22 protein-coding genes are annotated in these 20,657 nt (G+C 65.5%); 16 read left to right on the top strand and 6 right to left on the bottom strand.

Annotation, left to right across the window (positions count from 1 at the left end):
• Nucleotides 1–10 precede the first annotated feature (10 nt).
• Nucleotides 11–1,078, bottom strand: coding sequence for an NAD-dependent epimerase/dehydratase family protein (locus tag ACWPXK_RS17825; protein ID WP_454197253.1), 1,068 nt, complete (start codon nt 1,076–1,078; stop codon nt 11–13).
• Nucleotides 1,079–1,243: 165 nt separating this feature from the next.
• Here ACWPXK_RS17825 and ACWPXK_RS17820 point away from each other — a divergent pair, with 165 nt between their 5' ends.
• Complete coding sequence (locus tag ACWPXK_RS17820; RefSeq protein ID WP_454197252.1) at nt 1,244–1,441, top strand: hypothetical protein; 198 nt, start codon at nt 1,244–1,246, stop codon at nt 1,439–1,441.
• Between the two features lie 22 nt (nt 1,442–1,463).
• On the opposite strand, the gene ACWPXK_RS17815 is transcribed toward ACWPXK_RS17820, so the two are convergent.
• Both ACWPXK_RS17815 and ACWPXK_RS17810 read right to left on the bottom strand, forming a co-directional pair.
• On the bottom strand, nt 1,464–1,814 hold the full coding sequence (locus tag ACWPXK_RS17815; protein WP_454197251.1) for a DUF6766 family protein: 351 nt from the start codon (nt 1,812–1,814) through the stop codon (nt 1,464–1,466).
• A 163-nt stretch (nt 1,815–1,977) separates the two neighbouring features.
• Complete coding sequence (locus ACWPXK_RS17810; RefSeq protein ID WP_364336113.1) at nt 1,978–2,220, bottom strand: hypothetical protein; 243 nt, start codon at nt 2,218–2,220, stop codon at nt 1,978–1,980.
• 388 nt (nt 2,221–2,608) lie between these two features.
• Here ACWPXK_RS17810 and ACWPXK_RS17805 point away from each other — a divergent pair, with 388 nt between their 5' ends.
• From ACWPXK_RS17805 to ACWPXK_RS17765, 9 genes are all read left to right on the top strand, one after another.
• Nucleotides 2,609–3,325, top strand: coding sequence for a hypothetical protein (locus tag ACWPXK_RS17805; protein WP_454197250.1), 717 nt, complete (start codon nt 2,609–2,611; stop codon nt 3,323–3,325).
• 265 nt (nt 3,326–3,590) lie between these two features.
• The gene (locus ACWPXK_RS17800; RefSeq protein ID WP_454197249.1) at nt 3,591–4,271 is read left to right on the top strand and encodes a TetR/AcrR family transcriptional regulator; all 681 of its coding nucleotides are present in this window, start codon (nt 3,591–3,593) and stop codon (nt 4,269–4,271) included.
• 279 nt (nt 4,272–4,550) lie between these two features.
• Entirely contained in the window at nt 4,551–5,303 is a 753-nt protein-coding gene (locus tag ACWPXK_RS17795; protein WP_454197248.1) for an SDR family oxidoreductase, read from the top strand.
• A gap of 10 nt (nt 5,304–5,313) precedes the next feature.
• The gene (locus ACWPXK_RS17790) at nt 5,314–6,297 is read left to right on the top strand and encodes an NADPH:quinone oxidoreductase family protein (RefSeq protein WP_454197572.1); all 984 of its coding nucleotides are present in this window, start codon (nt 5,314–5,316) and stop codon (nt 6,295–6,297) included.
• A 40-nt stretch (nt 6,298–6,337) separates the two neighbouring features.
• Nucleotides 6,338–7,099 (top strand): 3-oxoacyl-ACP reductase FabG, encoded by a 762-nt coding sequence (gene fabG, locus ACWPXK_RS17785; RefSeq protein WP_454197247.1) that lies wholly within the window; start codon nt 6,338–6,340, stop codon nt 7,097–7,099.
• A gap of 19 nt (nt 7,100–7,118) precedes the next feature.
• A complete protein-coding gene (locus ACWPXK_RS17780; RefSeq protein WP_454197246.1) occupies nt 7,119–7,571 on the top strand; it encodes a MaoC family dehydratase in 453 nt (150 codons plus the stop codon).
• Nucleotides 7,571–8,611 carry a phosphotransferase family protein gene (locus ACWPXK_RS17775; RefSeq protein ID WP_454197245.1) on the top strand — a complete coding sequence of 347 codons (1,041 nt, stop codon included), beginning with the start codon at nt 7,571–7,573 and terminating at the stop codon, nt 8,609–8,611. Before ACWPXK_RS17780 ends, ACWPXK_RS17775 begins: the two co-directional genes overlap by 1 nt.
• 341 nt (nt 8,612–8,952) lie before the next feature.
• Entirely contained in the window at nt 8,953–10,176 is a 1,224-nt protein-coding gene (locus ACWPXK_RS17770; RefSeq protein ID WP_454197244.1) for an acyl-CoA dehydrogenase family protein, read from the top strand.
• Between the two features lie 23 nt (nt 10,177–10,199).
• Nucleotides 10,200–11,201, top strand: a complete 1,002-nt coding sequence (locus tag ACWPXK_RS17765) for an NADP-dependent oxidoreductase (RefSeq protein WP_454197243.1) — start codon at nt 10,200–10,202, stop codon at nt 11,199–11,201.
• A 317-nt stretch (nt 11,202–11,518) separates the two neighbouring features.
• On the opposite strand, the gene ACWPXK_RS17760 is transcribed toward ACWPXK_RS17765, so the two are convergent.
• Nucleotides 11,519–12,139, bottom strand: a complete 621-nt coding sequence (locus tag ACWPXK_RS17760; protein WP_454197242.1) for a TetR family transcriptional regulator — start codon at nt 12,137–12,139, stop codon at nt 11,519–11,521.
• 124 nt (nt 12,140–12,263) lie between these two features.
• Entirely contained in the window at nt 12,264–13,619 is a 1,356-nt protein-coding gene (locus ACWPXK_RS17755; protein ID WP_454197241.1) for an MFS transporter, read from the bottom strand.
• A gap of 259 nt (nt 13,620–13,878) precedes the next feature.
• On the opposite strand from ACWPXK_RS17755, the gene ACWPXK_RS17750 reads away from it, so the two are divergent.
• The 4 genes from ACWPXK_RS17750 (at nt 13,879) to ACWPXK_RS17735 (ending at nt 16,969) form a co-directional block, all read left to right on the top strand.
• Nucleotides 13,879–15,555 (top strand): cutinase family protein, encoded by a 1,677-nt coding sequence (locus tag ACWPXK_RS17750; protein WP_454197240.1) that lies wholly within the window; start codon nt 13,879–13,881, stop codon nt 15,553–15,555.
• Between the two features lie 358 nt (nt 15,556–15,913).
• Nucleotides 15,914–16,261 carry a hypothetical protein gene (locus tag ACWPXK_RS17745; RefSeq protein WP_454197239.1) on the top strand — a complete coding sequence of 116 codons (348 nt, stop codon included), beginning with the start codon at nt 15,914–15,916 and terminating at the stop codon, nt 16,259–16,261.
• A 5-nt stretch (nt 16,262–16,266) separates the two neighbouring features.
• Nucleotides 16,267–16,704: a MerR family transcriptional regulator gene (locus ACWPXK_RS17740; RefSeq protein WP_454197571.1), complete on the top strand. Its 438-nt coding sequence runs from the start codon at nt 16,267–16,269 to the stop codon at nt 16,702–16,704.
• A gap of 28 nt (nt 16,705–16,732) precedes the next feature.
• Complete coding sequence (locus ACWPXK_RS17735; protein WP_454197238.1) at nt 16,733–16,969, top strand: hypothetical protein; 237 nt, start codon at nt 16,733–16,735, stop codon at nt 16,967–16,969.
• Between the two features lie 27 nt (nt 16,970–16,996).
• On the opposite strand, the gene ACWPXK_RS17730 is transcribed toward ACWPXK_RS17735, so the two are convergent.
• Nucleotides 16,997–18,196 carry a lipase family protein gene (locus ACWPXK_RS17730; RefSeq protein ID WP_454197237.1) on the bottom strand — a complete coding sequence of 400 codons (1,200 nt, stop codon included), beginning with the start codon at nt 18,194–18,196 and terminating at the stop codon, nt 16,997–16,999.
• A gap of 490 nt (nt 18,197–18,686) precedes the next feature.
• On the opposite strand from ACWPXK_RS17730, the gene ACWPXK_RS17725 reads away from it, so the two are divergent.
• A complete protein-coding gene (locus ACWPXK_RS17725; protein ID WP_454197236.1) occupies nt 18,687–19,523 on the top strand; it encodes an SDR family oxidoreductase in 837 nt (278 codons plus the stop codon).
• Nucleotides 19,524–19,605: 82 nt separating this feature from the next.
• Nucleotides 19,606–20,655 (top strand): 3-oxoacyl-ACP synthase III family protein, encoded by a 1,050-nt coding sequence (locus ACWPXK_RS17720; RefSeq protein ID WP_454197235.1) that lies wholly within the window; start codon nt 19,606–19,608, stop codon nt 20,653–20,655.
• The last annotated feature ends 2 nt before the right edge of the window (nt 20,656–20,657 follow it).

Raw genomic sequence — 20,657 nt, 5'->3', positions numbered from 1 at the left:
CACGTCATTCTCAATGGCGCTGGTCGACCGGGTCTCGCCCACCGACGCCGGAAGCGAACTCGCGCCATCGCCATGGTCCGCCCGCATCGGCGGCCAGCGGTGGGGTGTCTTCCCCTGCTCCTGCGCGCAAACCTGCCAGCAACTCTTGCAGAGCTTCGACCGCGGTGTAGCGCGGCGTCCACCCGAGCTCGGCCCTGGCCCGCCCGGTATCCAGGATCGGTAGACGCATTACCGCGTCGAACAACTCGGGTGCCGCGGGCAGCAACCGCGCGTGCCATGCCACAGCGAGCATTCCGCGCACCAGCGCGGGCGGCACCGGCACCACACGAGCGTCGAACAAGTCGGCCAAACGAGATCGGCCGAGCACCGGTTCCGCGGCCAGGTTGAACGGCCCATGGGCGTCGGTCGTGACTGCGCACGCATAGGCGCGGCCGATATCGTGGCTGTGCACCGCCTGGAACCTCAGGCCGCGTGGAATCGGCAAGATCGGCGTGAGCTCCGGCCGGACCAGTGGATTCGGCAGTAATGGACCGGCAAACAGTCGGCGCTGCTCGCTGGCGGTACCCCGTCGGAAGATGAACGCCGGTCGCATCCGAACTACCCTGCGATCCGGGTCCTCGGCTTCGAATCGATCCAATAGCCGCTCGACATAGGCCTTCTCGCGCGTATACGCCGCAGGAGGCCAACCGTCGGTCGGCCAGCTCTCCGGCACCGGCTCGTCGTCGCGACACGGGGAGTAGGCACCAACCGACGAGGCGTATACCAAGGCGGGTACCTGCGCCGCCGCTACCGCGCGTAGCACGCGTTCCGTGCCGCCGACATTCGCACGCCAGGTGACCAAAGGCTGATGCGTGGGCTGGAACAGCCATGCCAGGTGAACCACCACGTCGGCGCCGTGGAAGAGGGCTTCCAGGTCGTCGGTTCGCACATCCGCGCGCACCCATTCGACGCCGTCGCGAGGCTTCCCCGGCACTCGCCGCGCGATCCCCACGATCGAGTCGACCCCCGCTTCGCCCGATAGCGCCTCCAGCACGCTCGTTCCGACGTTCCCGGTGGCACCGACAACGACAACTCGCATTGTCCGCTCCTTCGCTCGGCGGGGGATTCGTAAGCGACTTACCCCCGGTCCCGGCAACGACACCCGGACCATGCGGTCGGAGGCTGTCAGCCACCGGCGCGGCTGCGTCACCGATGGCAATCGGGGTACGCCCCGAGTAGTGAGTTACCGAGCCAGGAGGACGCTATGGAACGCGGAAGCAGCAAACACGGTCCGGTACGCGATGACGAACTGGCCCATGAGTTGGAGGGCACTTTGCGCGGCAACCGGTCCAGCCGGGCGGAGGAATGGCGCGATCCCGAGCCGCCGGCCGATGACGACGCGCTCATCAACGAACAAGTGCAACGAACCGAACGCCCACCGGAGACCACCGAGCCGGAATGACCCGCTGAGCATCGAGCGGGTCTCAGGACTCGGCCGAGTCGATGTCCGAGCCGGGGTTGCCGGGCGTGGCGGCGCACAACTGGTCGATCTTCCGCTCGATCCGTTCGATGTCCGCCGCGTCCGCCCGGAAGAGCAGGTGTTTCGCGCCGAGCAGCAGGATCGCTTGAAAGACGAGTTGCAGCCACTCGCTCTGCCAATTCTCGAACGTGCTGGCGAAAAAGTTCGCCCAGAATCCCGGCCACTCGAACGGTTGCCTGTGCACCTGCTGGACGCGGTGATATTCATTCAGTTGGCTGACGAACTGCCCGAACCATGAACCCGCGAAGAGCAGCACCAGCAGGTAGACGGCTCCCCAGCGTCGCAAGTGAGACATATGCCAGCGATACCCAGGGGGAGTCGCCACATGCCGATATCGGGCGTTGCGGTGGGCGAATTGTTCAGCGCGGAACCACGCACCCACCGCAACCTTTCGATCCCACTGCCACGAGCGGATGCGTCGCTAGACCGCACCATTCGCCGTGGGCCTGCGCGACATGTCAGATGTCCGACTTCGCGAGGCGCTGGGCCAGCAGTTCCTTTCCTAGGCGCCCGCCTTTACGGCTGTCGGCCTGCGCTTTGCGGAAGAACTCCACAAGCTCGCTGTCTCCGTCCCGTTCCGCATCCTGAATGAACGTGTCCAAACGCAACGCGTTCTCCAGGGACGCCTCGACGAACCAGATCAGGTTGTAGTCCTTGTCGCGGGTGCCTGTGATGGTCCCGGTTTCTTTCTGCTCGGCCATATCCACTCCTCACCTCGTCGCCTTGCATGTCCGCTCGATCGCCTACCCCGGCTGAAGGCGACCAAACCGTCACCATCCCTTCGTACTTGCGCTGTGCGGGAATCCCGCCACGCCCGCGAACGGAGGTGAGTCACGTTCGGCTGGCGCAGTAGGACGGTAAGTGAAGTTGAGTCCAGATTCAAGACTTGACGTAGATCACAATTTGAGATTGAGTTCATGTTCAATCACCCAGGCTCATAAGAGTGGCGGTCGATCACCAACCAGGGCGAGCGCGCCACGGTGAAGCGCTGCATTCGGTCCGACGGGAGTACTGACCGAACCGACTGCAGCGGCGTCTATACGACGTCTCTCGAACGTGAGGTTCGAGGCACAGAGAAGAAGGAAATAGATGAGGAAAACGATTGCAGCAGCGACGCTGCTCGTCTCGACGCTCGGCGTGACGGCCGGGACGGTGTCGGCCGCACCGGACCAATCCGGCGCGGTGGGGTACACGGTCTCGGTCGGGGAGCGATCGACGGTGATCGGCGTCGACGCGGGCTCGCTTGTCGTCGAAGAAGGGGCGCTGAAGATCAAGGCGCCCAATGGCGTTGTCCTAGCCGGTTCGGAATTGTCCTTCCGGGTCGATGATTTCGTCTTCCCGATCGCAGCCGATATCCGAGACCGCACTGCTACGTTGACGCCGCAGTTCGACCTCGAGCACGCGGCCTACAAGCCGGTGGCCCTGCCCTACGAAGACCAGGCTCCCTGGCGGACCCAGTACGACCGGGAACAAGCCGCCTGGGCGCGCTTGTCCTCCACGATCCTCATGGGCGCGACGATCGGTACCGCCGTTGGTGGCATCGGCGGCGCGGCGGTCGGCTGCGTGCTGGGTGGCATCGCCGGGGCAACCATCGCTTCCGCGGCGATTATCGGCTTGTTCGGTGCCTTCATTCCGGCAGCCGCCATCGGATGCTTGGGCGGAATCATGGCCGTCGGCCCCCTCGGGGCAGTGGCGGGCCAGCTCCTCATCACCGCTCCGGTCGCGATCATGGCGGCTGTCCAGTACTTCACGACAATCAACCAGCCGATGCCGGCTCCGGCTCCGGCTCCGGCTCCGGCGAAGTGATGCCGAGTCGCACGTCATCGATTCCGTGAGGCGATTGCCCTGCCCAGTCGAACCCTGGCTGGGCAGGGCTTTGGGCGTGTACAGCCAGCCAACTTGAAGATGGGTTCATATTCGACTAACGTCGGAAGGGTTGCGGACCATGTCCGGGCATGTTGGGAGGTCGGCCTCGATCCGGTGGTCGCCGGGCGGGTCGGAGCCGGGTGCAGACCGATGACGGGTGTGCGACGATCACTCCGAGCATCCAGGGCGGATAGGGAGGGTGTGGATGGCCAGGACGGTCGACGACGAAGCGGCATTGGGGGAGATCCCCTCGCTGGTCGATACTTCCATCCTCCGGGAACCTCCCCTTACCGCCCGCGGTTTGCGAACGCGGGCGGCGCTGGTGGCCGCGGCCCGAGTGGTGTTCGAACGCGACGGCTACCTCGACGCGCGGCTATCGGATATCACTGCCGAGGCGAAATGCTCCACGGGCAGTTTCTATACGTATTTCTCCAGTAAGGAAGAGATTCTCCAGGCGGTCCTCGAAGCCTCCCAGCACGACATGCTGCATCCGGGCATGCCACGCCTCAGTGGCGACGAAGCATCTCCGGTGGCGGTCATCGAGGCGAGCAACCGCGCCTACTTCGAGGCGTACAAGCGCAACGCGAAGTTGATGCTGATCCTCGATCAGGTAGCCGCCATCGATCCGAAGTTCCGCGACTTGCGTCGGCGCCGCGCGCGGGCTTTCGCCGATCGCAACGCTCGCTCCATCAGGGATCTGCAGGAACGAGGCCTCGCCGACCGTGAACTCGATCCGCATACCGCGGCACGTGCGCTGTCGGGCATGGTCGGCCGGATGGCGTACTACGCCTTCGCCCTGGAAGAGGAGACCTCGCTCGACGAGCTCGTTGGAACAGCTACGCGCCTATGGGCCAATGCGCTGAAAATCGACGAGGCCGCCGGCTGAGCGTGCGAGGGGCCGCACTGTCCGCTATCACCTGCCTCGCTCGCGAATAGACGGCGCGCTGTCGCGGTGGCGGCCGCACCCTTGGAGTAGGCGATCCACGGCGATGTGACTCACGTCATAAGCATCGAATCGGCGGTGGCCTTGACCACTGCGCAAGCCATCCCGCATGGTGTCCAGGGCTAAATAAGCGCTTAGTAAGTTGGCGGAGATAGCGGCCACAGTATGGCCACGGCGCTCGGCGTCTCTCCTGAGTCGATTCAGCGCAGAAAGGACTCACCCATGAAGAGATTCGAAGGCAAAACCGCGATCGTCACCGGCGCCAGCCGGGGCATAGGGCTCGGCATCGCGCGGCGGCTGGTCGACGAGGGCGCGAACGTCGTGATCACCGCCCGCAAGCAAGACGCCCTCGACGAAGCGGTCGAGGCGCTCGGCGGACCGGACCGGGCGCTGGCGGTCGCAGGCCGCGCGGACGACGTCGCCCATCAGGCCGAGACCGTCGCGCGTGCGATCGATACCTTCGGCGGCGCCGACCTCCTGGTCAACAACACGGGTATCAACCCGGTTTTCGGCCCGATGATCGAGCTGGAGCTCGACGCTGCTCGCAAGATCGTGGAGGTCAACTGCCTGGCCGCGCTGTCCTGGGCGCAGCAGGCGTACCGGGCCTGGATGAAGGACTACGGTGGCGCGATTGTGAACGTGTCGTCGGTCGCCGGTCTCAAGCCCGCACCGGGCATCGGCTTCTACGGTTCCAGCAAGGCGATGCTCACGCACATCACCCAGGAACTCGCGGTCGAACTCGGCCCGAATTTGCGAGTCAACGCAGTTGCTCCGGCTGTGGTGAAGACCAAGTTCGCCACCGCTCTGTACGAAGGCAGGGAGGACGAGATCGCCGCGACCTACCCACTGAAGCGGCTCGGCGTGCCCGAGGACATCGGCAGTGTGGTCGCGTTCCTGCTCTCCGACGACGCGAGCTGGATGACCGGCCAGCTGCTGGTCGTCGACGGCGGCCTCACCCTGACCGGCGGGGTCTGACATGACATCGATGAAGGCGTGGCGGGTACATGAGCTGGGCGAGCCGAGTGCCGTCCTGCGGCTGGAAGACGTGCAGCGCCCGGAACCCGGCCCGCGGCAAATCCTGGTACAGGTCGCGTCCACGGCCGCCAACTTCCCCGATGTGCTGATGTGCCGCGGTCTCTACCAGGTGAAGCCGCCCTTGCCGTTCACGCCGGGTGTCGAGCTGTGCGGCGTAGTCGTGGCGGTGGGATCCGAGGTGACCGAGTTTTCGATCGGCGAACGTGTGCTCGGCGGCACCGTTCTGCCGCACGGCGGATTCGCCGAATTCGCGATTATGGACGCGGCCCAAGCATTTCCCGCGCCTCGGTCGTTGAACGATGCCGAAGCGGCAGCGTTGTATATCGGCTATCAGACCGGATGGTTCGGATTGCATAGGCGAGCCGGACTGAAGGCGGGAGAGACACTGCTCGTACACGCCGCCGCCGGCGGAGTCGGCAGCGCGGCCGTTCAACTCGGGAAGGCCGCGGGTGCCCGCGTGATCGGTGTCGTCGGTGGTGCCGACAAAGCTGCCTATGCCGAGGAATTGGGCGCCGACGTGGTCATCGACCGCCACCAGGACGATTTCGTCGAAGTAGTGAAGGATCTGACGAACGGCCGCGGCGCCGACGTGATCTACGACCCGGTCGGTGGTGACGTCTACCAGCGCTCCACGAAATGCATCGCCTTCGAAGGCCGGATCTTGGTCGTCGGATTCGCGGGCGGCGAAATTCAGCGGGCGGCGCTGAACCACGCCCTGGTCAAGAACTATTCGATCGTCGGCCTGCATTGGGGTCTGTACAACACCTACGACCCGGCTTCGGTGTCCGAATGCCATCGCGCACTGACCACGCTCGCCGCCGACGGACTGATTCGGCCATTGGTGAGCGAAAAACTGCCACTGGACCAGATCGCCGACGGAGTGCAGCGACTCGCCGACGGCAAAACCGTCGGCCGCGTCGTCTACGCGTCGTAAGCCTGCCTCTACCCGAAACACCCTTGTCGAGGAGCACAAGATGAACAATGAGACCCAGCGCATCGCCATCGTCACCGGCGCGGCGCGAGGCATCGGAGCCGCCGTGGCCCGGCGTCTCGCGAGCGACGGCATGGCAGTGGCGGTGCTCGATCTCGACGAAAGCGCCTGTAAGGCAATCGTCGACCAGATCGAATCGGCGGGTGGCCGCGCGCTCGCGGTCGGTGTCGACGTTGCCGACGAAGCCGCGGTGACACAGGCCGTCGACCGTGTCGTCACCGAACTCGGTCCGCCGACCGTGCTGGTCAACAACGCCGGCATCACCCGCGACAACATGCTGTTCAAGATGACCACCGACGACTGGGACGCCGTCATGAACGTCCACCTGCGCGGTTCGTTCCTCCTCTCCCGCGCCGCGCAAGCGCACATGATCGAGCAGAAGTGGGGGCGCATCGTCAACCTCTCCAGCACGTCGGCGCTCGGCAACCGCGGTCAAGCGAACTACGCGGCGGCCAAGGCGGGATTGCAGGGATTCACCAAGACCCTCGCGATCGAACTCGGCAAGTACGGGGTCACCGCGAACGCGATCGCCCCGGGTTTCATCGAAACGGAGATGACCGCTGCGACGGCCGAGCGTATGGGAATCCCGTTCGACGAATTCACGAAAGCGATCGCGGCTCAGACTCCGGTCGCCCGAACCGGCACGCCTGACGACATCGCACACGCCGTCTCGTTCTTGGTCAGCGAAGGTGCGGGATTCGTTTCCGGCCAGGTGATCTACGTCGCGGGCGGACCCCGGAACTGATACCGAAGGAGCAGAAGCAGTGCAGATATTCCATGGCCTGACCGAACTGGAGTCCGCGGTCGGCACCCACCTCGGATTCAGCGGCTGGCACACGGTCACGCAAGAGCAGATCGATCGGTTCGCGGAAGCGACCGGCGATCACCAGTGGATCCATGTGGACCCGGAGAAGGCGGCCGCGGGACCGTTCGGCAAGACCGTCGCGCACGGGTTCCTCACCCTGTCGCTGGTGCCGATGCTGACCCAGCAGGTCTACACCGTGCAGGGCCTGTCCATGGGCGTCAACTACGGCACCGACAAAGTGCGGTTCCCCGCACCGGTCCCGGTCGGATCCCGGATCCGGGCAGGAGTCGAGTTGCTCTCGGTGACCGCGGGTACTGCGGGCTCGCGGGCGATTTCGCGAGTCACGATCGAGATCGAAGGCTCGGACAAGCCCGCCTGCGTAGCCGACTCCGTCGCGGTGCTGGTCCCCTGATGCCCACTGAGCAGGATTCCTTGGATTTACCCGGTCTCGACCTGGACCGTCTGGCGGCATGGCTCGCCGACGCCTCCCCGGGCCTGGTCGCGGGCCCGCTGCACGGACGTCTGGTCGCCGGAGGTAAATCGAATCTGACCTACGAAGTCACCGACGGGACATCGAACTGGATCGTGCGGCGTCCGCCGCTCGGCCACGTGCTCGCGACCGCGCACGACATGGGGCGGGAATACCGCGTCATGAACGCTCTGGCCGACACCGAGGTTCCGGTGCCGATCACCTACGCCCTGTGCACGGACGCCGCCGTTCTCGGTGCGCCGTTCTACGTCATGGAACGCGTCGCCGGAACGCCGTACCGCTCGTCGACCGAGCTGGCGGCACTGGGCGTGGACCGGACCCGCGCGATCGCGACCGGACTGATCGACACCCTCGCCGCTCTCCACACGGTTGACCCCGCCGCCGTCGGACTCGACGATTTCGGCCGCCCGGAGGGGTTCCTCGAAAGACAGGTCCGGCGTTGGAAGAATCAGTTGGACGCGTCGCGAAGTCGAGACCTTCCCGCGGCGGCGCGATTGCATGATCTGCTTGCGCGGCACCAGCCGGAGCAATCGCCCGCCGGGATCGTGCACGGCGATTACCGGCTCGACAATATTCTCGTCGACTCGCACGACCGAGTGACCGCTGTCATCGACTGGGAGATGGCTACTGTCGGCGATCCACTCACCGATGTCGCGTTGCTCATCGTCTACCTACGTTCCGGCGAGCTGGGCATTCCAGTGGTCACCGATGTTGCGTCGGCACCGGGATTCCTCGGTGAAGCCGAGTTGCTGGAGCGGTACGCGCAGCGAAGCCGCCGCGACCTGACCCGAATCGGGTTCTATCTCGGGCTGGCCGCCTTCAAGCTCGCCGTGATCTGTGAGGGTATCCACTACCGCCATCTCCACGGCAAGACCGTGGGCCCCGGTTTCGAGAACCTGGGAGACGCGGTCGAACCGCTGCTACAGGCCGGAATCGCGTATCTGACGGAGGGCTATCGCTGACAACCGACGACGCCGGTCCTCGACGATGTGCGCCAGAATCCGATACGCGTCGGCACCGAGAATTGAAGTTGACGCCAGATTCAATTACGGTGCGAAGTGGATCCCATGCCGGCTGGAACAAGAGGAGGACTCGGATGGTCGACGTCGCCTGTCCGACGAAGTGCTGTACCGGCACTCCGACCTCATCGAGGCAGCGGTGATCAGCGGCGAACCTTCCCGAGCGGAGGTCGCCGCAGTGATGCCCCGGGTCGCCGCAGCGGTATCGGAACCGGACAGCGCAGAGGTCATCCGCGACGTCATCGCCGCAGCAGTGCGAAACCATCATCGATCGAAGGAGCCCGATGTTCGAGCTTTCCGATAGAGCCCGCAGATACCAAGAGGATCTGCTCGCCTTCATGGACGAGCACGTCTACCCCGCCGAACCGGTCTACGAAGCGCAGATGAAGGAGTCGGGTGATCCACATTTCCACCCGCCGATCCTGGAAGAGCTCAAGACCGAGGCGAGGAAGCGCGGTCTGTGGAATCTGTTTCACCCGCATCCGGAATGGGGCCCCGGCCTGACCAACCTGGAGTACGCGCCGCTGGCGGAAATCATGGGCCGCAGTGTGCACCTGGCTCCCGAAGCTACCAACTGCAATGCCCCGGACACCGGCAACATGGAAGTGCTCACCCTGTTCGGCACTGCCGAACACAAGGAGAGCTGGCTTCAGCCGCTGCTGGACGGCACGATCGCGTCGGGATTCGCGATGACCGAGCCGGAAGTCGCCAGTTCGGACGCCAGCAATATCCAGTTGCGGATGGAGCGGGACGGGGACGAATACGTCCTCAACGGCCGGAAATGGTGGACTTCCAACGCCCTGCACAAGAACTGCAAGGTGCTCATCGTGATGGGCAAAACCGATCCCGCGGGGCCACCGCATCGCCAGCAGAGCATGATGGTCGTCCCGATCGATACGCCCGGGGTTACTGTCCTGCGCAACCTTCCGGTCTTCGGTTACCAGGACAGGGAAGGGCACGCCGAGGTCGTGTTCGAGAATGTCCGGGTGCCGCGAACGGCACTGCTGGCCGGCGAGGGTGACGGGTTCATGATCAGCCAGGCACGACTGGGGCCCGGCCGGATCCACCACTGCATGCGGTCGATCGGAATGGCCGAACGCGCGCTGGATCTGATGATCGATCGCGCGCAGGCGCGCACGACTTTCGGTGAGCCGGTGGCCAACCGCGCCAATATCCAGGACTGGATCGCCGAGTCGCGGATCGAGATCGAAATGGCCCGCCTGCTGACCCTGAAGGCGGCATATCTGATGGACACCGTGGGCAATCGCCACGCGCGCACGGAGATTGCCGCGATCAAGGTGGCGGCGCCACAGGTCGCGTTGAAGGTGATCGACCGGGCGATACAGGTGCACGGCGGCGGTGGCGTTTCCGACGACTTCCCGTTGGCCAACATGTATGCCCTCCAACGGACTTTGCGTCTGGCCGACGGTCCCGACGAGGTCCACAAGCGCACGATCGCGCAGATGGAATTGCGACGCCGGGACCCCGCTTGGGGCCGGAGCGCGTGACCACCGGCAACGAGAGGAAACACGTGACCAAGACCCAACAGGTGCGGCTTGCACAAAGGCCCTCCGGGAAAATCGAGGCGGATACCTGGAGTCTGACAACCGAGGAGCTGCCCGCCATCACCGCCGGTCAGATTCTGGTGAAGGTCGACTACATCTCGCTGGACCCGGCCATGCGTGGCTGGTTGAACGATGTGCGTTCGTATGTGCCGCCGGTGGGCATCGGAGAGGTCATGCGGTCACTGGACATCGCGACCGTCGTCGAGTCCGCGCATCCGGACTTCGCGGTCGGGGACACCGTGAGCGGCTTATTCGGGGTGACCGAGTACGCGATCAGTGACGGACGGAATGTGCAGCGGGTCGACCTCGGCGTCGCAGCGGGGCCGACCTGGCTCGGCACACTCGGAATGCCGGGAATGACAGCGTATTTCGGTCTGCTCGAGGTGGGCAAGTTACGCGCCGGTGAGACTGTCGTGGTGTCCGCGGCGGCCGGGGCGGTCGGCAGCGTCGCCGGCCAGATCGCGAAGGCCAAGGGTGCGACGGTCATCGGTATCGCGGGCGGCGAGGACAAATGCCGTGTGCTGACCGACGAGCTCGGGTTCGACGCGGCGATCGACTACCGCAACGAGGATGTCCTGCGACGGCTGCGCGAAGTCGCTCCCGACGGGATCGATGTGTACTTCGACAACGTCGGCGGGGACATCCTCGACGCCGCGCTCGCCAACCTCCGCCGCGGCGCCCGGGTGGTGATCTGCGGTGCGATATCGGCGTACAACGCGGAGCAGCTGCCGCCAGGGCCTTCCCGGTACATGTCCCTGCTGGTCTTCCGGGCATCGATGACGGGGTTCGTGGTGTTCGACTACGCCGATCGCTACGGTGAGGCGATCAGCGAGATTTCCGAGTGGCTGGCCGACGGCCGCATCAAGAGCAGGGAGCACATCGTCGAGGGCGGGATCACGCGGTTCGCCGAGACGCTCGACATGCTGTTCACCGGAGCGAATACAGGAAAACTCGTACTCGCTCTGTGACGAGGCTGCCCACGGACCTACCGTCGGGCGAGCAGGCTCCACATCACTCGTGCTGATGACATCGCGGTGCAGAATGACGGCGAGGACCGTCTTCTGTGCCGCGATGTTGTTTTGGCATGCAAATGAGAATCCTCGGCGAGAACAAGTAGACGTAGCCGGGAATCCGATCCGATCGATGCCGTGAACGCCCAAGACGCTGGTGGTGAGAACCCGCCTGAGTTGACGAGGAATGCGGCGGGGTCGGTGACGCGGACGAGCATGCGGTTCGGTTCCCGCCTGGCCCATGTGAACGGCAGCGCGGTGGCCGGGAGCCATTTCTAAGGGGAAGTCGCCTCGCTCGCACGACGTGCGCCGACGATGCGCAGCGCGAGGTCCGCGTAGAAGTTCGCAATGTCCTCGGGAGACCAGGAGCCGTCCTCGTGATACCAGCGAGCTATGTCGATACCGAGCGACAAAAGCGCCGTAGCGGCCATATGCGCATCCGCTGTATCGAAGACGCCGGTCTCGGTGCCACGCGCGATCAGGGTACGGAGCTCGCCGTGGATGTCGCGGCGGAGATCCTTGATCTCCTGCTGATGCGGCGCGTCGAGGGCGGCGATCTCGTAGTTCACCACGCGGGCGACGACATGGGCCTTGGCGTGGTGTTCAGCGAAGTCGTGCATGACCGCGATCAATTGACCGATCGGGTCCTCGGCCGAGCCGACGGCGGCACGCATGAGATCCAGCGTGGCCTGGTGACCGGTCTTCGAGATCTGATAAAGCAGTTCTTCCTTGGAACGGTGGTGCACGTAAATGGCCGCGGTGCTCAAACCTGCGAGCGAAGTGATATCGCGCGTTGTCGACCCGTGAAAGCCTCGCTGTGCGAAGGCAGTCGCGGCAGCCTCGAGTAGTCGCGCACGGGTTTCGTCCGCGCGTGGGCGGTCCTCGGCATCGGTCACCCGCATAGTCTCTCACCTGCGCACGCGGCGTTCGGTGGCCGCGGCGCCTGTGCACCTGGCCGGAACACCGACAAAGTAGGGAGCCGGCGATGTCTCGAGACATCGCCGGCTCATCCGACATCGGTCAGGATTGGACGGATACGGAGACATGCCCGTCGGTCGTCGCGGACTGCTCGCGTGACACGGTTTCCGGCAGTACCCAAGCACTGCCGAGCGTGCACAGCGCCATGATCAAAAGGAAAGCGGAGACCGCTGCCGTTGATCCGGTCGTCGCCAGCAGCGCGGTCATGAGGAACGGGGTGCCACCACTGACCAGGATCGCGGCCAACTGGTAGGCCAACGTGATACCCGAGTAGCGGATTCGGGGCTCGAACAGTTCGGTGAGATATGCCGCGAGCGGGCCGTACACCAGCCCGGAGGCGATGCCGCTGCCAACCGTCGTCGCGATCAGGATCGCGACCAGTGAGCCGGTGTCCACCAGCCAGAAGAAGGGGAATGCCCACAGCGCCATGAGCGTCGCGCCGGTGAGCATCACGGGACGGCGACCCAAGCGGTCGGACAGCGAGCCGGCGAGGTAGATGACGGGCACGCCGATAGCGGAGGCCGCCAGGGAGACCGCCAATACGCTATTGCGCGCCAGTCCGAGTTCCCGGACGCCGTAGTCGAGCACACCGGCGATACTGATGTAGAAAATCGCGTTGGTCCCGAACAGCAGACCGGCACCGAGCAGAACCTGCTTCGAGTGCTTCCGAACCACTTCCAGAATCGGGGCTTGGGCGATTGTGGTGGACGCTTCGCTGGCACGGGCTTGGAGCCGGCGGAACTCAGGCGAGTCCTCGATGCGGAGTTGGATGAAGAGCACCACGAGGAACAGCACGGCGCTGGCCAGGAACGGGATGCGCCAACCCCAGGTCAGGAAGTCGGACTTGTCGACAAGTGCTCCGACCAGGAGAAACGCGCCGGTGCCCAGCAGCAGACCGAGGGGAACGCCCATCTGGCCGAAGGTCCCCGCTTGTCCTTTGCGGTCCGGCTTGGTGGTCTCGGTGAGCAGAAGGGTGACGCCGCCCCACTGACCGCCCACCGCGAGGCCCTGCAGGAACCGCAGCACAACGAGCAGAATCGGCGCGGCCATCCCGAGCGACGCGGCCGTTGGCAGCATGCCGATCGCGCAGGTGGACGCCGCGACGAGGATCAAGCAGGAGACCAACGCGGGCTTGCGGCCGAACGTGTCGCCGACGTGCCCGAACACCAGTCCGCCCAGCGGCCGGGCGATGAAACCCGCCCAGAACGTGCTGAAGGACAGCAACGTACCCATCAATGGCGAGGAATCGGGGAAAAACAGCTTGCCGAACACCAGGGCAGCAGCCGTTCCGTAGATGAAGAAGTCGTACCATTCGATCGAACTTCCCACCAGGGCAGCGGCCATGAGGCGCCGTAATTTCTTCTGATCCGGTGTGCCGGAATCTGTGTTCGGAGTCATACCTATCTCCAAGTCGAGAGCGAAGCCGATGTGACTCTGGTCACGATCGTGGGCGGCACGTTACTTGAACTTGACTTCGAATTCAACTGTTCGGCGGCAATAGTGGGACCCAACCACGCGCCGAGATAGGGGGATGCCATCAAGGTCGACAATTTGCCCCGGTAACGCTCGCCTGCTCAACCACGACGTCCTGGGTGGCACATGGCTTCGTCGGGGGGCCTGTCCGTCTGCTAATCAGTGATGGAATGGGGATCAGGACGTGGCTTTCCGCGAATTCTTCGCGCGACATCGAATCGCTTCGGCTGTTGTCGCGCCAGCAGTGTTGGGGGTGACGGCGGTCGTCGCCGCCTCATGGGCACTGACATCGGCACCGCACACCGAAGACACGCAACTCAAGGCCTCCGTCACGGAGTGCCACGACATGGTGACCATCTCGGTCGCCGGTCGGGGCGACACGCCGGTCGAGGGGACCACGAAGATGCTTGTCGATGCCAACGGCAACGCATTGCCCGCCGCGCTGTCCGGTGACCACAGCAGCGAGTGGGTCGATCCGGTCGTCAACGCGCCGGCCGACGCGGTCGATCCGGGCTCGTATGCCGCTGTCTACATCGCGTACCCGGCGAACATGGCCAGCTATGAAGACGCCGTCACCGCCGGTGTCGCGAATACCGAACAGGTGATGCGGGAGATCGCGCAGGCCTGCCCCGACACCAAGTTCTCGATCGTCGGATACAGCGAGGGCGCCGACGTCGTCCGCCGCGTCGCGATGAAGATCGGACATCAGGAAGCCGGCCAGGACGGCGAATACGGGATCGTGGATCCGGCCGATGTCGTCGGTGTCGTCATCCTCGCCGACTCGGGTCGATCGGCCGGAGACGGGCCGTTCCCCGGCGCGGAGGACCCGTTCGGCAGTCCCGACGGCTTCGACCGGCAATACCAGAACGGCGCGAAGCCCGTACCGGGTCAAGGTGCGCTCCCGGGGACCAGCGGTGACTTCGGCGCGCTGAACGGCAAGATCGCGTCGTTCTGCTCCGACGGCGATCTCACCTGCGCGGCGCCGGAGAACATTTCCCTGCTGCAGTTGGTGGTCAACGTGGGACGGCAGCTGAACGTCGACGCACTGGAGAAAGACGGGCTCACCCCGGCGACCGGGCAGGACGTCGCGGTTGTCCTCAGCCGTATCGCCCTCGCGGCGTTCGCGGACATCCAGTCGCAGCCGAACTGGATGCAAAGCGACGAGACGTTTCTCCAGGTACTGCTGAGGGTGTCGGATCCGGCGTACAAGCCAGGGGAGCCGACGAAAGCTCCGGCCAAGGCGGAGTCGATCGCGACCAACGAGATGTCGCCGCTGGCCTACCTGCCGCAGAAGGTGCTGAACGAGATCATCGGTCTGATCCTGACGAACCAGAACACGATCCCCGTGATCATGAGCGACCCCTACCAGCAAACACTGGGCCCGAACCACACCGGTCACCACTTCGACTACTGGCGTGACGCCGATCCCGCCGATGGCAAGCCGCTGACATCCGCCGAGTATGCGGCTGCCTGGCTGACCCACCTGGCGCAGCGGGCGCAGGCGGGTGAGCCCGTCGACACGACTGCCAAGCCGGAAGCGGCCGACCTTGCCGCCGCGTACAAGGCGGTGGCGACCTCATCGGCGGCGCCGACAAGTCAACCGGCCAAGAGCGCGACCGCGGCGCCGACCACGAGCGCTGCCCCCACGAAGGCCGACGTCGGCAGCGCGCCGACCAGCCCCGTCCCGACGACGTCGGCGCCGTCGTCCCAGACGCCGAGCACGACGGTCACAGCGCCGGTGGCAACCTCACCGGCTTCCTCTTCGGTCGCGGCGCCCACGACGACCACGGAGCCGACTACCACGACAACGGAACCCGCGGCGCCGACCACCACGAGTGCCGGCCCGAGGGCATCGAATTAACCGCCACGGCCGCCATTGGATCGCGAGCGCCGCCGCGAGGCGCCGCTCGCGATCCACGGCTGGCGAGGTCTCCGGATCTCATGCGGCCCAATGCCTTTGACAGAAGTTGTCCGCAAGGTCCGTCGATAGAGCCTCGCCGCCGGACGCGGCTCGGTACGTGGGGCCTCGGGTTCGGCACAACAACGCACGCCGCGGACGTGTGGGTCGAGCGGGTCGACTGCGATCCCGGATTTCCGCTCACGCGTCGAACCACGCGAACGTGCGGCGGCAGCGCCTAGCGCGGCAAGTCGTATGTGATCCGGTTCTGATGGAATTCGGGGTTGCATCCTGTATCCGGGTACAGGCTTACCGTGGCGTCATGACGATCAATCTTGCTTCTGATGACTGGGCCCCGGAGGCGTGCACTCTGCCGATCGCCGAGCGCCCGTTGCGGGTCGCGGAGTTCGATCGGTTCTTCGCCTCGTCCGTCCGGCGCAGCGTGCGGCCGGAGCCGACCCGTCTGGAGTTGCTGCTGGCCGATGGCACCGAGGCGGCGGGCCGAGATCTGGCGGACCGGGAGTCGAGCTGCTGCTCGTTCTTCGCGTTCGGCTTCGATGCCGGCGAGTCCGGGACACTGATGCGCATCACTGTTCCCACCGAGCATGTCGATGTGCTGGATGCACTCGAGGCGCGGGTGGACGCCGCACTGGATGCCCGGGGTCGGTGAACACGATGTTGCGCACCGGAGAGCTCGCCGCGGCGGCGGGGGTAAACCCGCAAACGTTGCGCTATTACGAGCGGCGTGGGTTGCTGGCCGAGCCGGGCCGGTCGTTGGGTGGGCATCGACTGTACCCGGAACGGGCGGTGACGGTGCTGCGCGTGATCAAGGCCGCTCAACGGTTGGGATTCACTCTCGAGGAGGTCGCCGAACTGCTCGGGGCCAGCCCGTTGGGTCGGCGCGGCGCGGACAAGGGGTTGCAGGCCCGCGCCAGCGCCAAGCTGGCCGAGATCGACGCCAAGGTCGCCGAACTCACCGCGGTGCGTGACACCCTGCGTGCCGCACTGGATGCCGGGTGCGACGATTTGGCGGTGTGCAGCGAAAACCCATGCTGCCCAGTTCCATTCGATTCCGATACCGACTCCGATCGGGCAGGAGGGACGTCGTCGTGACTGCTGAAGACCGCCCGGTGCGGCGCTGGTGGGCGCCGATCGGGATCGGTGCGCTGATCTGCGTGGGCTGCTGCCTGGCCCCATTCTGGTAGCGACCGGGCTGGCCGGCGGCAGGGCCGCATTGCTGACCTGGTCGTGGCTGCAACCGCTGGGCTTCGCCTTGATCGTTGCGAGCGTCGCGGGGTTGGCGTGGTCGCGGCACTGCCGCCGCGGCACCACCACCGGCTGCGGCACCGTCGGCGCCGGTTGCGGCTGCACCACCTGAAGATGCGCCCGCGGTTGGCGGTGGGGGTCAGTTGGGCGCGAATTGGTGCTGGAACCAGCTGAGGATCTCTGGCAGGGCGACCCTGGCCGTGCCCGAGTGGTCCACGTCGCCGAGGTTGTGCAGTGTGACGTTGTCGCTGCGCAGGGCCAGGAGGCAGTGCTCGGCGTTGGTGTAGGGAACGGCGTGGTCACCGGTGGCGGCGTAGAGGTGGACGGGCACGTGGGGAGTCCAGTCACAGGTGCCATCGCTGTCGGCGAGCGCCCTCGCGGCAGCGCCGGTCGGATCGGCGGCCCACTCGAGAAAGCGAGGGGTCAGCAGTCGCAGCGGGGTGATCGCCAACGAGGTCACGATCGTGATCTCGTTCTTGGTGCCGTCGAAGAGCTGCTCGACCCGGTCGGCGTAAGGCTGGTGGAAGGCCTCGGCCGGATTGTCGTAAAGGTGGTGGATCCGATTCATCGATGTGATCCAGTAGGCGAGGAACAGGACCGCGGCGCCCGGGGTGACGCGCCCGTCGAGTGCGGCGGGGGTTTGAACGTGCCGCAGGTCGTATGGACCGCTGACCGGCGCCAGTGCGGCGATCCCGAAGCTCGGGACCGCGCCGGCCTGGAGCGCCTTGCCCAGCGCCATCGCGGCGTGACCGCCCTGGGAGAAGCCGGTCACCAGCACGTTCGGGTCCAACTCGCGACGGTGCCGCGCGGCCAGTGCCGCAGCGGCGCGTAACAGGTCGGCGGAGGCACTGACTTCGGACGGCGCGTGGGTGTAGGGATGCCATCCTGGGCCGTTGCCGAGTCCCAAGTAATCCGGTGCGACCGCCGCGTAGCCCGCGGCCGCGAACATCACCGTGCGCAGCCGGTCGGGCAGGTTGCGGGTATCGACGGAGGGTGCGTCGCTCTTCAGCACCATGGTTCCGTGCTCGTAGCTGACCACCCGCAATCGACGAGAATCGCTCCGGGGCAGCACGACCAACCCGCTGGCCGTGGTCGGTTCGCCTTGCGGGGTGATCGTTCGGTACTCGACGCGAAACGCGTCGACACCGTTACGGACCGGAGTGTTGATCCCGCCGTCGTTCAACAGCGCCGCAGTTCGTTCGGCTGGCAGACCGAGCAGGGGAGTGGTCGACACGATCTCGCCCCGGTCGTGCGGCGGCATATGCGCGGGGCTCCCGCATCCGGCGACGGCACCCAATAGGACGAGGACCGCGACCAGACAACGCCTCGGACCGTCCATAGTCGATCCTCCCGATGCTCGTCTGTCGGTTCGATTCCATCATCGCGCCCGCGGCAGGGTCGGCGGGCCATGATCACCACACCGCCTTGCCGCGGCGGCGTTCTCTACCTCGGCGCCGACGCAATCGCGGCGCGCTGCTCGACCTGCGCGACGGCGGCTGCCCGGAAGCACGGCTGGCGGCCGCCGCATTTCGCGCCGCTGTTGGCGAGCTCCCCACGATGCTCGCGGAGCAATTTCCGGCAGGGAACTTGCCGACGGCGGCTCGGCCGAGCGGTCGGCCGTCCACCAAGGCGCCCGCTGGGCAGCGCGTGCATTCAGCCGCTTCGCGGGTCGGTAACCGGCCTGTGCGATGCGCGCCCGCGTTCCGCCAACCTGAGCGGTCGTCCGATTATGTTCCGGGATCCCGCGTTCGGGTGCGATCGGGAGATTTTGGTCCCGGCGACTCGTGTCAGCAATCCGCGAGGAAACTTCTGTGGCAGGGTGGTCGGCTATGAAGACAATCCTGATCACGGGGGCAACATCGGGTATCGGTCTCGAATCCGCTCAGCAGTTGGCCGCGGACGGGAACCGGCTTGTCTTGGTCGGACGGAATCCGGAGAAGCTCGCCGATACGGCCGAGCTGGTTCGGTCCGCGGGGGCCGCGGGCGTCGACACGCTGGAGTGCGATTTCGCCTCGCAGTCGTCGGTCCGGCAGCTGGCGAAAGCGGTTCTGGCCGCGTATGACCGATTGGATGTGCTGGCCAACAACGCCGGCGGTTACCACAAGACTCGCACCGAAACCGAGGATGGCATCGAGGCCACGTTCGCGGTCAATCATCTCGGGGGTTTCCTCCTCACCGAACTGCTCACCGATCTGATGGTGCGCAGCGCCCCGTCGCGCATTGTGTTCACCTCGTCGGTCATGCATTTCGGTGCCACCATGGATTTCGCGGATCTCGGCTTCCAGCAGGGATATTCGGGGGAGAAGGCCTACAGCCGCTCCAAGCTGGCGAATGTGCTCTACGCCCGCGCGCTGGCGCGGCGCCTCGAGGGGACCGGGGTGACGGTCAATGCCTTTCACCCCGGTGCGGTGGCGACCGGAATCTGGGAATCGATGCCTTGGTTCGGGCAGCCCTTGGTCGCGGTCGCCAAGCGTTTGTTCATGATCTCGGCCGCCGAGGGCGGCCGGGCACTCACCTACCTGGCCACCGATCCTGACCTCGCCACGGTCAGCGGCTGCTACTTCCAGAAGAACCGCATCAAGACTCCGTCGCGCCTGGCGCAGGACGACGCGGTCGGACAGCAGCTGTGCGACGTCAGCGCGGCCTTGGTCGGGCTGTCCGGGTAGGGCAGCAAGCTCGCAGTCCATGACACCGTTGCCGACGAGCATCACAACCTTCGTCGCCGACTGAAGCAGAAAGCAGGGGACCATGCTTCGTACTCGTTTCGAGTCGATCGGCTCGTACACGCCGACGACCGTCCGTTCTACCGAGGATCTGATCGCCGCGCTCGCGGTGCCGAGGTCATTGGACCTGGAGGGCATCACCGGGATCAGGAATCGGCGCGTCTACGACTCTGACCCGGACCGGTATGAGTCATCCTTCGAACTGGCGTTGCGGGCGATCGAGGATTGTCTACAGCACTCCGACTACGCGGCCGACGAGCTGGACGTCGTCATCTCCGCTTCGATCACGCGCACCCGCGGCAAGGAGATCTTCTGTTACGCACCGTCTTTCGCGCTGATGCTGGGCAATGCGATCGGCGCGGACGCGGCACGGCATTTCGATGTGTCGAACGCCTGTGCCGGCATGATCACCGGGGTGATGGTCCTGGACCGCATGATCAAGGCCGGTGTGGTGCGCAACGGCCTGGTGGTCAGCGGCGAGCAGATCACGCCGATCGCCGAGACGGCTCTCCGCGAGATCAGCGAACCCTACGACCCGCAATTCGCGTCGTTGACGGTGGGGGACGCGGCGGTCGCGGTCGTGCTCGACAACCGCGGCGACGACAGCGACGAGATCCACTACGTCGAACTCATGACCGCGGCCGAGGGCGCCGAGCACTGCATCGGTATGCCCAGTGACCGCAGCAGCGGGATCGCGATGTACACCGACAACCGCGCCATGCAGAGCGAAGCCCGATACCAGCAGGCCATCGATCGCATGGCCGACTTTCTCGCCGAGACCGGGCGCACCTGGGAGAGCGAGAAGTACGACTACTGGATCCATCACCAATTCAGCGCGCCGGCCATCGAATACATATCGGGTCTGACCGAACGGCATTTCGGCACGCCGATGCCGCAGGCCCTCAACGTGCTGCACGAGTACGGAAATACGGCTTCGACCTCGCATTTCCTGGTACTGCACGAGCATCTGAAGCAACAAAAGATCCCCAAAGGGTCGAAGATAGTCATGATTCCGGCGGCGTCGGGAACCGTCTCCGGATATCTCGCCGCGACCATCTCCCGTTTGGAGGCATGAGC

The organism is Nocardia sp. Marseille-Q1738, assembly GCF_965283145.1.
The sequence above is the reverse complement of the archived record's forward strand: the minus strand, read 5'-3'. Positions and strand labels throughout refer to the sequence as shown.